This is a genomic window from Paenibacillus sp. SYP-B3998, assembly GCF_010820665.1.
GTDB lineage: Bacteria > Bacillota > Bacilli > Paenibacillales > NBRC-103111 > Paenibacillus_E.
This window is the reverse complement of the sequence record NZ_JAAIKC010000001.1, coordinates 448258-462792: the sequence shown is the minus strand read 5'-3', so window position 1 is coordinate 462792 and position 14535 is coordinate 448258. Positions and strand designations below refer to the sequence as shown.

Sequence of the window (14535 nt, the reverse complement as noted above, 5' to 3'; positions counted from 1 at the left end):
TCCATAAGCCAACATCAGCACAAAAAAAAGCCTTAACTGGCCAATAGCCAGCAAGACTTTTCAGTCATTAAGAAACGGTGAAATTAGGTTTTACCTTCGTAAAATGTGGATTTTCCCCGCTCACCATCAGTCCCATTCCCCAATCGAAATGAACATTTTCAGTCGGAAAGTCACTTGCATCGCGATATTGAAACAAGACGTTTCTTCTCGTTCTCGAGCTTCGGTTCGCTTCAGATCCATGAATCGTCAAGTAATTAAAGAACAGGACATCGCCCGCTTCAGCGACACATGGCGTGCCTTCTTTAATCGGGTATTCCTTATGATTCAAATAGTAAGAGCCCACATGCGGCAAGGAACCGGCCCTGTGTGATCCTGGGATGACGCGGAGGCAGCCGTTTTCCTCGTCCGCATGATCCAGATGCACACTAGCCGCTAACATGGAATGCTTCTCATGAGGAAAATACGGGTAGTCCTGGTGCATCGGGAAGGCAGCGCCATGCTCAGGCGGCTTTACCAGCATTTTGGAATGATGCAGCTGTACATTTGCCCCTATGATTTGTTCGAGCACAGCCCGCATATGAGGGTGTGTAGCCGCGCGTGTAAATGAGGCATCGTGATAATGCACATCATGAAATCCTTTCAAAACCAGCTTCTTAAGCTCATCTGCTGGAAGAAAATCACCCTGCCATGCCGCATTGCTATCCGCTTTTGATTGTGCTGCACGAAGGATGATGCCTTCAACCGCATGTCTCATCTCCTCCACTTCCTGTTTATTAAACACTCCCTTGACGAGCAAGTACCCATTTTCTTTATAAAATTCTACTTCTTTTTCGCTTATCAATGTTTAATCCTCCCAATAGAACAGCTAGTTTTATTCCCTTCTTGCTCCTATAATTATAGGAAAAACTAGATTCTCTTGTCTTTTTTGAAAGAGGACATTTTTTTATAAAATAAGGACATATTGAATAAAGCAGGTGTACCCATGTATCTATGTAAAGAAACCAATTCAAGGTTAAATGAAATTGCCACGGTGCTTAGAGGAAGCGAAATTTGTTTTAATGTGCACTATTGGGGTATTGTTCCGAGGTTGTTCGACAATCCTATACATAAGCATTCCTTCTTTGAAGTTTGCTATGTCCTTGAAGGCGAAGGCGAATACACGGACATGGGCATTAGCTATTCCCTGCAGGCAGGAACTCACTTTTGTTCCCGGCCGGGAGTTAGCCATCAGATTCGGACGCAAGAAGGGTTGTTTCTCTTATATGTAGCTTTTGAGGTTGATGAGACGCAATCGAAGGACACCCTGTGCGACGCCTTCCGCCAGCTAGCAGAGAACATAGAAAGCTGCGTTCGACAAGATGCGCACAATCCGACAGCACTTCTATGGAAGTCGCTGCTGCTTCAAGAAGGCGCTACAGGCAATCTTCCAGCAGTCGCCATTCCGACGCTGGCCTACACCTTGCTGCTTTCTTTTCTGACTCTTTTTGGCAGCAGGCAGCGCGAGCCGAGCACGCATCGTAAAAGACCGAATTCACTACTGCAGCAAGCGAAGCTCTATATTCGCGACAATTTGTCTCAGCCGCTCAGCCTACAGCATGTTGCCGAATATTTGCATGTATCTGAGCGCCATCTGTCACGACTGTTTTCGTCTGGCATCCACGAATCGTATACGGATTTTATTCGCAGCGAACGGATACGCCAAGCTACTCACCTTTTATTGACCAGTAATCTGTCGATAAAGGAAATCTCCGAAGTTGTCGGGTTTTCTTCTGTTCATTATTTTTCACGTTTGTTTATGGAAGTAAAGAAGCTGCCTCCAGGAAAATTCCGAAAAAGGGAAATTAATTCAGAATAATCCAAATAAGAACAATTCGTGACAGCTTCGATAGAAAGATTTAAAAATTAGTCACGAAATTGAAATATTTTCTTTTTAAATTTGTTGTCAAAAGATGTAGAATATCTATAAGGTTCAAATCCGATTGGGTCATGTAGACTTGACACTATCTTTGCATCAAGAGCTCGACCGCATAAATGTGTTCATACATGATTGCATCCTTCAAACTCTTATGTGAAAAATGGTACAACCCCATAACACAATCGCGACAGCACCGGAATTTTTTTCAATGTAAAGGAGGACTTTCTCTTATGTCACAGACAAATGCTCTTCAAGAGCCAGCTCTTGTCGAAGAACAAAAATCATTAGACGTACTTGACCAGTTGATGAAGCCTGAGGTTCAACAATCCTTGACTATTCTGGTAGATAACCTGCCAAAATTGGCTGAAATGGTCACATTGATGACGAAAGCCTACGATTTTGCCCAAGGCATTGCAACCGACAAAGTGTTAATTAACGAGTTTGCGCACGGAATTGGCGAATTTGTGAAACCCGTTCAAGAAAAAGCAAAAGGCATCGCATCAGCAGCAATCGAAGCTAGCGAGCGTTCACAAGCTGAAGCAACTTCGACAGTTGGCCTATTCGCTATGTTGAAAATGCTGAAAGATCCAGAAGTACAGAAGACACTTCGTTTTGCTCAAGCGTTTTTGAACGTATTGGCTGAGCGCAAAAATTAATACGGACAAGAGGATGATGAACATGTCGAAACAAATTCTAATTTTGGGCGGCGGTTACGGCGGTGTTCTAACTGCGCTGACAGCACGGAAATACTTGACTGCGGCGGAAGCGAGCATTACAATCATCAACCGTTTTCCAACGCATCAAATTATTACGGAGCTTCACCGTTTAGCAGGAGGCACGATTAAAGAGAAAGCTGTTACTCTTCCTTTAAACAAGCTGCTTGGCGGTAAAGATGTTAATGTCGTTGTTGATACCATCAAAGAAATTAAGCCAGATGACAAAAAAGTGATTCTGGAAAGCGGCGCAACTTACTCTTACGATGCGCTTGTTGTATCCCTTGGAAGTGAAACTAACTACTTCGGTATCCCAGGACTTGAAGAAAATAGCTTCGTTCTGAAATCTGCCGCTGATGCTAATCGTATTCGCGAGCATGTTGAAGCACGTCTAGATGCTTACAAGAAATCCGGAGATAAAGCCGATGCAACAATCGTCGTCGGCGGCGGCGGTTTAACTGGCGTTGAGCTTGTAGGCGAATTCGCTGACAAGCTGCCTGAGGTATGTCGCAGCAAAGGCATCGATTTCAACGATATCTCGCTATACTGCGTAGAAGCTGGACCGGCGATTTTGCCTATTTTCCCTAAAGTACTTATCGAGCGCGCGGTAACGAGCCTTGAGAAGCGCGGCGTGACTTTCCTGATGGGCGTTGCGATTACGGAAGCTACTAAAAATTCAGTATCCCTCAAAACTGGCCAGACGATTCAGTCCAACACGATCATCTGGACTGGCGGCGTTAAAGGTAACCCGGTTGTCGGCAGCTGTGGCATTGCTGAAGATCGCGGTCGTGCGACGGTTACGTCCACCCTGCAATCCTCTTCACATCCTGATGTTTTCCTTGCAGGCGACTGTGCAGTTGTATTCCCAGAAGGTGGCGAGCGTCCGTTCCCGCCGACTGCTCAGCTTGCATGGCAAATGGGCGAGACCGTTGGCTACAACCTATCTGTCCAATTCAAGGGCGGCGTCATGGACAAGTTCTCACCGGTATTCTCCGGAACACTGGGAAGCCTTGGCCGCAAAGACGGTATCGGTACCATTGGTGCAAACGGCACTCAGCTGAAAGGCTTGCCGGCTACACTTATGAAAGAAGCGAGCAACATTCGCTACTTGTCCCATATCGAAGGTCTGTTTGCTCTAGCATACTAAGAACATGGCAAGACGTTGTTCATAATCAAAAGCTAAGTCAGGCCGCTTCACGGCTACTTGACTTAGCTTTTTTAAATTTTGGCTAAGCAAAATATGGCAGCCCATTAAGTAACCTTTTTCTGATAGAATGAAAAGCACGAGCTAGAAATCAGGGGGCCAGTATGATGGACTATATTATTTTGGATATCGAATTCAACGGACGAAAATTTGCCAGCGATTTACCGATGGAGGTCATCGAAATCGGAGCCGTCAGGCTCAATTCGTCATTACAGCACATAGATGAGTTCTCATCCTTGATCAAACCTGTTTATTTCTCCAATTTAAACAGCTTTATTAAGAAGAAGACAGGGATTCCGCAGGAAGGCATTGATCAAGCAGATGGCTTTCGTAAAGTGATCACTGACTTCTCAGACTGGCTCAATCGAAGCCAATCTGTCCTGCTCGTTACCTGGGGCGGCGAGGATTTGAAACGCATCGTGTTTGATACACGGATGCATAAACTCGATGATACCTATTGGATGGCTGCTAACTATTTTGATTTGTTAAAAGGCTACCTGCGCCATACAAATGTCACGAACGACGTAAGCGTCGAGGCTGCTTTACTCGAACTCTCGATTACGAACGAAGGCTCGGCCCATCGCGCATTGGACGACGCACGGATGACAGCCGAGATATTTCGGGCCATTTTCAACGAGTTAGATTTCGAACGCATACAGCAGTACAAAGATGTCTACTCGAATGCCAAGGAACGAAGACTCGTGAAAAATGCCGTCCGCGACATGTCAGTTAAAAAATATGTTCACGACTGGGACTTCCTTGTTGAACATTATTTGAAAGACAAGGTCGCGCTTACCGATCCGCGGAAGCTTGTGGAGCTGCAAACGTATTTTGCCTCGGAAGTGACGAAGCTGCGCGAGTCTGCCATTAAGGCAACTGGATAAATAAACAATCAAAGAACAGCCCAACACAAAAGAGAGCCCTCAATGGCTCTCTTTTGTGCAGGATGGCGAATTCCCTTGCTTTGGATGTGCTCGCAGCCAGTTGATCATGTCGTCCAGCGAATGGACGGGCACGACTTGCAAGCCCGGCGCTCCTTTTCTAGCGTCCGCCTCATTATCAACAGGAACAAAGAAAACATCAGCATCCGTCCGGCTGACCGTATAAGCCTTCTGCTCTGCGCCTCCGATTGTGCCTACTAAACCATCAGCTCCAATGGTTCCGGTGCCGGCTACATGATTTCCGTACGTTACGCCGCAAGGTGTAAGCTGGTCAATCAATGTAAGGGCAAGAATCGCCCCATGCGATGGCCCTCCTTCGTGAAGCAAATAATTATGGTAGCGCACAATTTCAGGAATATCATACTGCAATTTATTGCTTGCTTGAATGCCAAAAACAGCCCGTTTAGGATCATCTGGATTAGCGCGAGTCGCGGTAGCGAGCATGACTCGTTGATTGCCGCGCAGCACCGAGACCTCTACCCGATCACCCGGATTAATCACCGCCATGCGCGCAGTAAGCTCTTGCAAGGTTATAAGGGGATGACCCTCCACTTCGACGATCACATCGCCAAGCTGCATAATGCCTTCCACAGGACTGCCTTTCGCGATAGCTGTGACAAGAACCCCCTCTGAGATAATCCCTTTTCCTTTACCGACCTTTTGAAAAGCAATCGCGCTACCTGACGCGTTCGCATCTTCCTTCATCGTTTGTACAAGTTGATTGTAAGCTCCTAACGACATGCCCAAATTCTCTCGTTCGAACGTATAATGTGGAAATAGTTTTGCATACACCCAGTCTACGGGGAATGCAGGTCGTTCAAAAACAAGCACACCCGAAATTTCCCCATGCACATTTCCACCGCTCACCTGCGCATAACGATTCATATTCATGGATAGACCAGGATAAGTGACCATATAACGAGTCGGCCAAAACAGGAAGCATAAGAAACAAATCGTCAACACAAACGCAGTTAAACTTCGAAAGGGAAGCTTTCGCCGCAAGCGCTCACTGAAGTAAACCTCCACAAACACGAGTAACCAAGTTAATCCAAATGCGCCTAACGATAATGTTAGCTGCTTCGGGGCAATGAGAATGCAGAGTATTGCAGCTATACCCGCGATGCATACAGCCCAATTGCGGATGCGAGTCCAACGAAAATCGATTGCAGCGGGTCTCACCCTAAGCAATGTCCGTATTGAAGCTATCATCCACAGAAGTGGAATAAGGGCGAGTAAATAAACGAGCAGATTAAGAGCATCCATCCAAAAATAGCCGATACCAAAACGCAAAGGATCGGGCAGCCAAATTAATTCGCCCAGCACACATAAAATCATCGTTAAGACCATGCCCCAATAGTACATTCCCTGAGAACGCCCCAATTTACCCAACAATCCTTTCTAAAGTCCTTCTTTGGATGACACCCATCTTCTGCCTGTCTTCAACAACGCAGTCGCTTTTCCATCATGTAACACATTCGATCATCCATGCTCACGCTAAGCGTGAATGATTATGTTGAACGTCATAAACTTAAGACTGCAAAGTAGTTTGCATGGTAAACACCAGACAGGCTCCGCCCTCTGCACGATTATATGCCTCTATCTTTCCTCCATGCTTCTCAACGATAATGCTCGCCGTATAGAGCCCAAGCCCTGATTGTCCTTTCTCTCCACGGTAAAATTTTTGAAATAGAAAGGGAATGTCTTTCAGATCAAACCCTGGACCTGTATCGCAAATTTCAAATTGGATGAGACCGTCATAAAGAATGACACGTCCGTCAATTTCACCATGGGCTGGCACGAAACGGAGGCTATTGGAAATTATATTATCCAACACTTGTCCTATCCTCTGCATATCCATATAAATGGGACTATCCTGCAGGCGGCGCCTTTCTTCTATACTGAACTTAAATCCCACCTGTTTGCTTGCGCATAAATAGCGAATTTCATGTTCCTTCATGTCGATAAACGTCGGCAAATCCACTTTCTCTAATCCAAAAGGGAAGTATTCTAAGTCTTTCCCAGAAACAACCTGAATATCTTGAAAGAGCCGATTTACTCGTCTCACATTATGTTCAATCACGCGCAAATGATTATGTAATCGTTCCTGTGTAAGCTCCGTTACTTCCGTCAACAACTCCACATTCCCTTGAATAATCATCATTGGGGTACGAAAATCGTGAGCAATAGCATCCATCATATCCCGTCGTTCTTGTTCCATTTTCCATTCCCGTAGCAGTGCATTTTTTAATTCTTGTCGCATACTTTCGAAAGATTGGGATAGGATGCCAATTTCGTTGTTGGCTGCGTAAGAAATCGAAAAATCCAGATCCTGCTTCTGGATTCTCTTTGCAGCATGAATTAATTCCGAAATCGGCTTATTCATTCGCTTCCCAAGCTTTGTTGCGAATAGCCAGGTGAATAAGGCGATATACATAAAGGGCGAAGCAAATAATAAGCAAATAACGAGTACCAGTAAAAGACGAGAGGCTTTACTACTGGAGGACACTTCCATTTTATATTGTAGAAGCATCGCTCCACGCCATTGCCCCTCCGCTGCCGTAATCGGGATAACCTTTGTTATTACGCCTCCTATTCCAAGGGAAGCGTCACTGATTGTTGTTGTATTTATTTTCTCAATCAAGGCTTCATTGTTGCTAATCAAAGGCATTTCTATTGAACCGTATTTGAAGGCTCCTCGTACATCCATGATCTGATATTGAATGCCACCCAGTGAGATCACTTGCTCAAGTGCATCGCGGGCACTTACATTCAGTAACTCCTCCCCATGCTGCTTTACATAAGCTTCAATGATTGGAATCTCTTGTTCATAGTGATTAGCTGGTCGTAAGAAATCAGCGGCGTATAGCCAATACCCGCCTGCGCCGAGTGTAAGAACCGTCATCCCAATACTCAGAGCCATCATCATAATAAATGTAATACTCAGCTGTTTTTTGATCGAATACCGTTCTATGAAGGAAGTGCCTCCCATTTGTAACCTACACCCCAAACCGTAGTTATGTAATTGGTGTCAGGATCTGCCACGCTCAGCTTGCCGCGAATCTTTTTCACATGTTCTGTAATCGTTGCAGCATCCCCCATCGCCTCTAGCCCCCAAATTTTATCGTACATTTGTTCTTTGGAGAACACCTGACCCGGATGCAAAGCGAGCAACTCCATAATATCGAATTCCTTCGTTGTAAAAGGAACTATCGTCTGTCTAATTTTAACCTTACGTCCCTTGAGATCCAATTGTAAATAACCATAACGCAGGGTCACTCGCTGATCTATCACAGCTGCTGCGCGCTGATTCCTTCTTAGATGCGCAGCAATTCGCGCTTTGAGTTCCCGGAGACTGAACGGCTTCGTGATATAATCGTCCCCTCCGATGGACAATCCTTGAATCCGATCCGTTTCCGTTTGCCTTGCGCTGACGAATAGAATGGGACAGCTTACTTCATCTCGAATCATTTGGCAAAGTTCAAATCCATTTAGCATGGGCATCATAACATCCAGAATAATGAGATCCGGTTGACGTTCAAGATGTTTAAGTGCCTCTTGCCCATTACTTGCCGTGTATACCTCATACCCCTCTAGCGCAAGCGATTGTTGGATCAGCGATACAATTTCGGCTTCATCATCGACAATGACTATTTTTTGGCTCATTATTTCCTCATTTCCCTCGGCAGTTCGTGACTCGGTGTCATTTGGACCAATTTTTCCGGTTCCATATCGCCATTGTAACAAGGAATCCGAATCCGATACATCCCCCTAAAGGCAGATAAAAAGGATACGCGTACCTATCGGCCATGAGTTTAAATATCGTTGAAGCACTTAACAGAAAGAACTGAAGTGAATCGGATACATAGAGAGTCCCAATCATCACCCCAATCCATATGAAATAGGAAATAATTGCATTCGGCAATAGGGTGCAGATCAAGCAAACTATACTTAACTCCGCTAGTAAAATAAGGAAAAATAATCCATAGCTTTTTAACCCATACATAAATGCGCCCAAGCTATCGTACCTGTTAGTAGGATTTAAATAAAATAGGCTATCTACGCTTGGTAATAGCAAATGTCCAAACGCTTCCCCAATGACAAACGTTAGACTAACAAATAGGAACAGCATGCAAGCAAGATTAAGCCATTTAGCCAGAAACAATTTAGCAATGGAGATCGGGCGTATTAACACAAGCCGCAGCTGTCCTGATGTGTTCTCTCCATTCAGACTATCGACAATTAAAAGTGGACCTATAATTAGCGTAAGAAAGAACGACACTTCTTTAAGCAAAAATACAGAGAAGTTCTGAGCCACTAAGGGCACAGAGTCGCTGGCATTAAATGCGCCAACCCGCTGCATGTTCAAGAATAAACAATCAAAGCAAACAATCAACATCAAAAGAAGTAAACTCACCTTTGTTTTTTTCCGTTTCCACATTCGTTCCCATTCACTTTGAAATAGTCGCTTCATGTTCGTCCCTCCTAAATCCATCGATCTTTTTTCGTAAACGCAAAATAGGCTGTTGATCCACAAACGGTGATATAGCCGACTAATATCAGCCATGTTGTCAAACAAAATTGGCGATTAGAAAAGGCAACTGTATCCGCAAGCAGGAATGCAATTCCTTCATATTGAACTTGAGTCAGAGAGAGAAACTGCCACGATGAGGGCAGCCCCAGCTTCCATGCGTAATTCATCATCGTGAACACAATTGGATAACCCAATGAAAGCAGCAGAAAGCCCATACCCATGCCAATGGCGGCCGTCGTCGATTGGCTCAACACGGCAACGGCAATGAACACACTTCCAATGGTGACCACTGTAACAAGAGAAATCGCGTAATAGTTAACTGTATACATAATTACATCTAATGTAGAAGCTTTCGTATCCTGATAAAACAAATTCGTCGTAACGCTGGAATCAAAAAATAACTGCCCCACTACACCTGATACTGCCAGATAAGTTAGGAAGAACATGAGCATCGTCACGAGATAAGCCAGCGCTTTGGCACGAAATAACTGGCCCAAAGTAAACGCACGCAGCATGACCATTCTCAGTTGTCCTGTCCGATATTCTTCCGTAAAAGACAGTGTCAGCAGTACTAGTGACATGACGTTAAATACAACGATAAGCTGCTCGACCAGTGCCATAACTGGAAAATTATTTGCAGTCACATACTCCGGACTTTGCAGAGGTACGCGTAGATTATTTGATAAATAGTACTTTGCTGTGGCAAACAAAATACATGGAATCGCAGCAAAAAACAACCAGGTTAGCTTTTGCTTCCATAAACGTTCAAACTCACTTTGGAATAACGATTTCATGAAGTCATCATCTCCACAAAATGATCCTCAAGTCCTTGCGTACCCGCGATTTCCAACCATTGCTCGCTCGTTCCTTGCCAAATCATGCGACCTTCTTTCAGAATGACAAACCGATTGCAGATCCGCTGAAGTTCATCTAGAAGGTGGCTCGATATGAAAAAGGTAATTCCATGCTCATCGCGCAGCTTCAAAATTAGATTACGCAGATCTCGAATCCCCATGGGGTCCAGACCATTGGCTGGTTCATCCAGAATAATTAACTCAGGATAACCAAGCAGAGCCTGTGCGATGCCAAGGCGTTGTTTCATCCCAAGGGAGTATGTTTTCACTTTGTCTGCTCCACGCTGGCTTAGACCAACAATTGCAAGAACTTCTTCAACCCGGTCTTTCCTCTGCGCAGCAGATAAGTTAGGGTGGAGCCTTGCAAGGTTCAATAAGTTATCTCTTCCAGTCATATAGGGAAAGAAGATTGGAGACTCAACAATAGCTCCTGCTTGTGACAAAGCTTTTATACGTTCCTGCTGGACATTAACCCCAGCAATCATGATTTGCCCTGCATTCGGTTTAATTAGGCCCGTTATCATCCGAATTAACGTTGTTTTGCCTGCACCATTAGGGCCAACGAATCCGCACACTTCGCCACGCTTGACCTCAAAGGATACCTCACTAACGAGTACTCTTCTGCCAACTGCCTTGGACACATGAATAACTTCCAATATGTTCTCATCTAACATGTAAAATCCCCTCCTGAGAACATCTTAGAGGGGATTTCTAAAGATTTTATAAGATTCATCACTAGCGTTGCATAAGCCCTGGCTAACAAAAGGTGTACACCCTATTTTAGATTTTGGCTAAAAATTCTAAATTAAAATTTCGTTATTAAAACGACTTCAAATAACAAATTACTCGCATTTATCGGGGGGCTTAAGATAAATTTTTTTACATAATATTTCAAAAAATACGATAGACTAGTCCAATATAATCATTTTTATACAAATATAACCATTAGTTATTTTTTTGTAGTATATTGTTTACATCCCAATTAGGAGGTTGATATTTAATCATGAAATTTACTAAAAGAAAAATGTTGTTGGCATCACTGTCGCTTACTTTGTGTTTAGGAGGTGCTACTGCTGCATCTGCTGCATGGAGTGACACTAGTAATAATGGAAGTTCCACATCACAGGTAGTTTCTTCTCAATCTTTACTAAGTAATTTTTATGCTGACTTAAACTGGTCTTGGCCTACAGACAGCACAACAATTACAGAAGGATTTGGAAACGTAGGCTCACGTTATCATAAAGGTGTAGATATAGGAGTTAAATTAGTACCTGTTCGTTCCGCTGCAACAGGGGTGATAATTCAATCTGGTACATATTCTGATGGTATTGTAGCAATGACAATGCGACATAACACAAAAGACCCTGCAACTGATAAATATTTGGTCACACGATACCTACATTTAAAGGCAAATAGTCAAACCTATTCTACAGGAGATAACATTGGTCAATATGTTACTATTGCTACTTCTGGCAATACTGGAAACGTAGGATATCATTTACATTTTGATGTTAATAATGTGAATGCAACGTATCCTACTGATTCTCAGACTATAAATCCTATGCAATTCTATCCTAGTATTTCATTTGCAAAACTTTCTAATCCAGTAGACTCAGATGAAAAACATGATAATAAATATCATAATAGTAAAGAGTACTTTTTCGATAATAATGTTATAAACTTTGTCGGTAAGGATAAATTCAACAGATGGTTTGAATCAACAAATTTAGATAATCGTACATTAACAAATTTTAAAAAAGAATTTAATTTATCAGAGAAAAAAATCAATGAGCTTACAGTAGAGAAAGTTAAAGCAACCGAACTAAGAATATACGGGTCTTCGGCGGAATAGCGGAGAATTATGTATGGTATAAGTTACTTTAACATACATACAAACAGGTATAGTAAATAAAAGAAATTTAAAATAAGTGTATCGTTTATGATACACTTATTTTGTATCTATGTTAAAAAATATATTACTACCCATTAAATGGAGGTTGGTAAAGAATGAAATGGAAACCTATTACAACAATTTGTGTTTGCAGCTTGGTATTTGGAGTTACTTGCTACGCGGCTGGAGCCGGAGGTATAGAGAAGATACAAGCTTATTTAAATCACGATATCAAGTTTACTGTCAATGGTAAAGCTTGGACACCTAAAGACGATGAAGGTGTTGTGCTGGCTCCGGTCATCCTTAATGGAACCTCTTATCTACCTATCAAAGCAGTCGCTCAGGCGGTTAACGGACAGGCTCAGTGGAACGACGATACAAAGACCATCGTGATCACTTCTACTAGAGAAGTTACTGAAAGAGATCAAATGATAATAAAAAAAGTAAATGAAGTGAAAGAGAAATTAAAACTAGGATTAACGCAAGAAGAAGTACAAGCATTATTTAAAGAAAAGTATGAGTTAGCACAAGGTAATGGTGATTTAGAAAATGGAAGTGATGCCTATTGGAAATATAATTTCTTTAAAGAACCTGGTTATAGTCGTCCAGACATACCTGATCATATTGTTGACGAAGACGGTCTGAAGACCAAAAAAATTGGAGCTTATTTATTTATTGGATGGAAAAATAATAAAACACACCTGTATTCAATTTCTTATGTTAATCCTAAAGATAATCGAGTTTACTTATTTGTTATGAACCCTGACGGAACAACTTCAGATAGCCCAGTTAGCAATTAAGGCAGAGTCTTTGCAAGGAGAAATACGATGAACTCAAGATCGAAGAAAGCCCCATCCAATACATTCAATTGAGCCGCGTATTTGGTGATGTTGAACTAGTTGACTGGCATGCTATAGAAAAACCGTACATTATTCCTTCTTTTGGAATGAATGTACGGTTTTTTTCACATTTGACCCATCCAAGTACGAACTGCGTCGCTCGTACTTTACTCTATTTGATCCCAATAATCGAAATTTCAATACGTCGATTCAAAAATATCAATGGTTGCAAAAACTATAGCCCGATTGTAGAAATTTAGCATGTGGCGCAAGCTTCTCATACAGCGGATAAAAATCAACATACGGATTGGCCGTACCCCAACCAGAAGCGAATACAACCGTTACATCCCCTTTGTCCCGTCAGCAGCCGTAGTTAGAGCGACTTCCTCGAACACCTGCGTCAGCATGCCACCCATTCCCTCATCCACCTAAAGACTGATCTTTGTTAACTGGAAATCAATCTTGAATAATTATTTCAGAATAGGGCCAACGATTTCGCACACTTCCCCACGCCGCTTGACCTCAAAGGATACATCGCTAACTAGTGCTCTCCTACCAATTGTCTTGGATACATGAATAACTTCTAATATTTTCTCATCTAACATTTAAAATCCCCTCCTGAGAACTCTAGAGGGGATTTCTAAAGATTTTAAGATTCATAAAAAAAGAGACCCACAGCAAACGCTGCGGATCTTAATTCATAACTTTAAAGGGGGTTATGTTCCTATTATAGAATTCATTTATTATCCGAAGATGAAAACTACCTACAAGTTGTGTTAAACATGTTAGTCGTTAGAGAGCAGCTTTTGGGCAACAATGTAGCCCGAGCCTCCATTGATCCCGTGCCCTGGCAAAGTTGCCGCACCTAGCATAAACAGATTAGGCACTTCTGTTCGATGGCTGGGCTGAGCAGGAAGCGGCGAAACATCTGATCCGGACCCGTCGAAGCTGTGACCGCCTGCTTCGTATGGAATTCCTCGCCGTCCAATGTTCGGACGCCAACGGCACGGCCATGCTTCACAACAATACGCTGCGCTTGCGCCACGTGTACGGATGGTTCCGCCATAGTTTTGCGCCAGCTGAACCAAGGCTTGTGCAAGCTTTTCGCTACCTCCTTCAGGGATGGGCATCCCTCCTCCCATTAGCGCCTATGCCGTAAGCGGAACCCATACCCCACTCCCGTTAAGGTTTGCTGGTTCTTGTCGAGAAGCCAACGTGCAAGAGATATTTTAAAAATACTTATTTACTTTAGCAGTTACCTATGGTATTTTTATTTCGATACATATAGAAATAACTACAACATAGGCAAAGGTGAGTTTACAATGGTAGAAGATAACGTGGAAGTTCGACAAGCCGTCAAAGTATATAAGGCACTCGGGGAACCAACTCGACTCAAAATTGCCCTCATGCTTACTGAGGAACGGAATTTGTGCTGCTCTGATATCGGGGGCAAGCTTGAATCCATCGCTGGATCGACGCTCTCACACCATTTGAAACAATTGACAGATTGCGGCCTGTTAGAGCTCAGAAAAGACGGAACGTATATATACTACAGCGTGAACCGCGACATGGCGCGAAAATACGCACCGTATTTGCTGGAATAATTTTTTGTTATTATTTCTATATTTTTAGAAATATAAAATAATG

At 43.0% G+C, this 14535-nt stretch carries 16 protein-coding genes; 7 read left to right on the top strand and 9 right to left on the bottom strand.

What is annotated here, in order from left to right:
* Positions 1 to 67: 67 nt before the first annotated feature.
* The gene (locus tag GK047_RS02045) at positions 68 to 841 is read right to left on the bottom strand and encodes a phytanoyl-CoA dioxygenase family protein (protein ID WP_163940579.1); all 774 of its coding nucleotides are present in this window, start codon (positions 839 to 841) and stop codon (positions 68 to 70) included.
* Between the two features lie 141 nt (positions 842 to 982).
* On the opposite strand from GK047_RS02045, the gene GK047_RS02040 reads away from it, so the two are divergent.
* The 4 genes from GK047_RS02040 to GK047_RS02025 all read left to right on the top strand — a co-directional run bounded on the left by GK047_RS02040 (position 983) and on the right by GK047_RS02025 (position 4716).
* Positions 983 to 1855 (top strand): AraC family transcriptional regulator, encoded by an 873-nt coding sequence (locus GK047_RS02040; protein ID WP_163940577.1) that lies wholly within the window; start codon positions 983 to 985, stop codon positions 1853 to 1855.
* Positions 1856 to 2145: 290 nt separating this feature from the next.
* A complete protein-coding gene (locus GK047_RS02035) occupies positions 2146 to 2571 on the top strand; it encodes a DUF1641 domain-containing protein (protein ID WP_163940575.1) in 426 nt (141 codons plus the stop codon).
* 22 nt (positions 2572 to 2593) lie between these two features.
* Positions 2594 to 3775 (top strand): NAD(P)/FAD-dependent oxidoreductase, encoded by a 1182-nt coding sequence (locus GK047_RS02030; RefSeq protein WP_163940573.1) that lies wholly within the window; start codon positions 2594 to 2596, stop codon positions 3773 to 3775.
* 161 nt (positions 3776 to 3936) lie between these two features.
* On the top strand, positions 3937 to 4716 hold the full coding sequence (locus tag GK047_RS02025; protein WP_240343738.1) for a 3'-5' exonuclease: 780 nt from the start codon (positions 3937 to 3939) through the stop codon (positions 4714 to 4716).
* Between the two features lie 39 nt (positions 4717 to 4755).
* Here GK047_RS02025 and GK047_RS02020 read toward each other — a convergent pair whose 3' ends face one another.
* The 6 genes from GK047_RS02020 to GK047_RS01995 all read right to left on the bottom strand — a co-directional run bounded on the left by GK047_RS02020 (position 4756) and on the right by GK047_RS01995 (position 10832).
* Entirely contained in the window at positions 4756 to 6135 is a 1380-nt protein-coding gene (locus tag GK047_RS02020; RefSeq protein WP_163940571.1) for a PDZ domain-containing protein, read from the bottom strand.
* A 166-nt stretch (positions 6136 to 6301) separates the two neighbouring features.
* Positions 6302 to 7762 (bottom strand): HAMP domain-containing sensor histidine kinase, encoded by a 1461-nt coding sequence (locus GK047_RS02015; protein WP_163940569.1) that lies wholly within the window; start codon positions 7760 to 7762, stop codon positions 6302 to 6304.
* Complete coding sequence (locus GK047_RS02010; RefSeq protein WP_163940567.1) at positions 7741 to 8436, bottom strand: response regulator transcription factor; 696 nt, start codon at positions 8434 to 8436, stop codon at positions 7741 to 7743. Before GK047_RS02010 ends, GK047_RS02015 begins: the two co-directional genes overlap by 22 nt.
* 37 nt (positions 8437 to 8473) lie before the next feature.
* Positions 8474 to 9244: an ABC transporter permease gene (locus GK047_RS02005; protein WP_163940565.1), complete on the bottom strand. Its 771-nt coding sequence runs from the start codon at positions 9242 to 9244 to the stop codon at positions 8474 to 8476.
* An 11-nt stretch (positions 9245 to 9255) separates the two neighbouring features.
* On the bottom strand, positions 9256 to 10098 hold the full coding sequence (locus GK047_RS02000) for an ABC transporter permease (RefSeq protein ID WP_163940563.1): 843 nt from the start codon (positions 10096 to 10098) through the stop codon (positions 9256 to 9258).
* Entirely contained in the window at positions 10095 to 10832 is a 738-nt protein-coding gene (locus GK047_RS01995) for an ABC transporter ATP-binding protein (protein ID WP_163940561.1), read from the bottom strand. Before GK047_RS01995 ends, GK047_RS02000 begins: the two co-directional genes overlap by 4 nt.
* Before the next feature lie 329 nt (positions 10833 to 11161).
* Between GK047_RS01995 and GK047_RS01990 the strand changes: the two genes are divergently transcribed.
* Positions 11162 to 12010 carry a M23 family metallopeptidase gene (locus tag GK047_RS01990; RefSeq protein WP_163940559.1) on the top strand — a complete coding sequence of 283 codons (849 nt, stop codon included), beginning with the start codon at positions 11162 to 11164 and terminating at the stop codon, positions 12008 to 12010.
* Between the two features lie 155 nt (positions 12011 to 12165).
* A complete protein-coding gene (locus tag GK047_RS01985; protein WP_163940557.1) occupies positions 12166 to 12849 on the top strand; it encodes a stalk domain-containing protein in 684 nt (227 codons plus the stop codon).
* Positions 12850 to 13358: 509 nt separating this feature from the next.
* On the opposite strand, the gene GK047_RS30080 is transcribed toward GK047_RS01985, so the two are convergent.
* Both GK047_RS30080 and GK047_RS01980 read right to left on the bottom strand, forming a co-directional pair.
* Positions 13359 to 13493, bottom strand: a complete 135-nt coding sequence (locus GK047_RS30080; protein ID WP_275901619.1) for a hypothetical protein — start codon at positions 13491 to 13493, stop codon at positions 13359 to 13361.
* A 180-nt stretch (positions 13494 to 13673) separates the two neighbouring features.
* On the bottom strand, positions 13674 to 14018 hold the full coding sequence (locus tag GK047_RS01980) for a hypothetical protein (RefSeq protein WP_163940014.1): 345 nt from the start codon (positions 14016 to 14018) through the stop codon (positions 13674 to 13676).
* Between the two features lie 192 nt (positions 14019 to 14210).
* Here GK047_RS01980 and GK047_RS01975 point away from each other — a divergent pair, with 192 nt between their 5' ends.
* A complete protein-coding gene (locus GK047_RS01975) occupies positions 14211 to 14492 on the top strand; it encodes an ArsR/SmtB family transcription factor (RefSeq protein WP_163940555.1) in 282 nt (93 codons plus the stop codon).
* Positions 14493 to 14535 lie beyond the last annotated feature (43 nt).

Excerpts from the sequence above, each read along its gene's own strand:
- GK047_RS02010 (WP_163940567.1), bottom strand. The coding sequence starts at position 8,436 with ATGAGCCAAAAAATAGTCATTGTCGATGATGAAGCCGAAATTGTATCG.
- GK047_RS02000 (WP_163940563.1), bottom strand. The coding sequence starts at position 10,098 with ATGAAATCGTTATTCCAAAGTGAGTTTGAACGTTTATGGAAGCAAAAG.
- GK047_RS30080 (WP_275901619.1), bottom strand. The coding sequence starts at position 13,493 with ATGTTAGATGAGAAAATATTAGAAGTTATTCATGTATCCAAGACAATT.
- GK047_RS02040 (WP_163940577.1), top strand. The coding sequence starts at position 983 with ATGTATCTATGTAAAGAAACCAATTCAAGGTTAAATGAAATTGCCACG.
- GK047_RS01980 (WP_163940014.1), bottom strand. The coding sequence starts at position 14,018 with ATGCCCATCCCTGAAGGAGGTAGCGAAAAGCTTGCACAAGCCTTGGTT.
- GK047_RS02030 (WP_163940573.1), top strand. The coding sequence starts at position 2,594 with ATGTCGAAACAAATTCTAATTTTGGGCGGCGGTTACGGCGGTGTTCTA.
- GK047_RS01990 (WP_163940559.1), top strand. The coding sequence starts at position 11,162 with ATGAAATTTACTAAAAGAAAAATGTTGTTGGCATCACTGTCGCTTACT.
- GK047_RS01975 (WP_163940555.1), top strand. The coding sequence starts at position 14,211 with ATGGTAGAAGATAACGTGGAAGTTCGACAAGCCGTCAAAGTATATAAG.
- GK047_RS02025 (WP_240343738.1), top strand. The coding sequence starts at position 3,937 with ATGATGGACTATATTATTTTGGATATCGAATTCAACGGACGAAAATTT.
- GK047_RS02015 (WP_163940569.1), bottom strand. The coding sequence starts at position 7,762 with ATGGGAGGCACTTCCTTCATAGAACGGTATTCGATCAAAAAACAGCTG.
- GK047_RS02005 (WP_163940565.1), bottom strand. The coding sequence starts at position 9,244 with ATGAAGCGACTATTTCAAAGTGAATGGGAACGAATGTGGAAACGGAAA.
- GK047_RS02035 (WP_163940575.1), top strand. The coding sequence starts at position 2,146 with ATGTCACAGACAAATGCTCTTCAAGAGCCAGCTCTTGTCGAAGAACAA.
- GK047_RS02020 (WP_163940571.1), bottom strand. The coding sequence starts at position 6,135 with ATGTACTATTGGGGCATGGTCTTAACGATGATTTTATGTGTGCTGGGC.
- GK047_RS01985 (WP_163940557.1), top strand. The coding sequence starts at position 12,166 with ATGAAATGGAAACCTATTACAACAATTTGTGTTTGCAGCTTGGTATTT.
- GK047_RS01995 (WP_163940561.1), bottom strand. The coding sequence starts at position 10,832 with ATGTTAGATGAGAACATATTGGAAGTTATTCATGTGTCCAAGGCAGTT.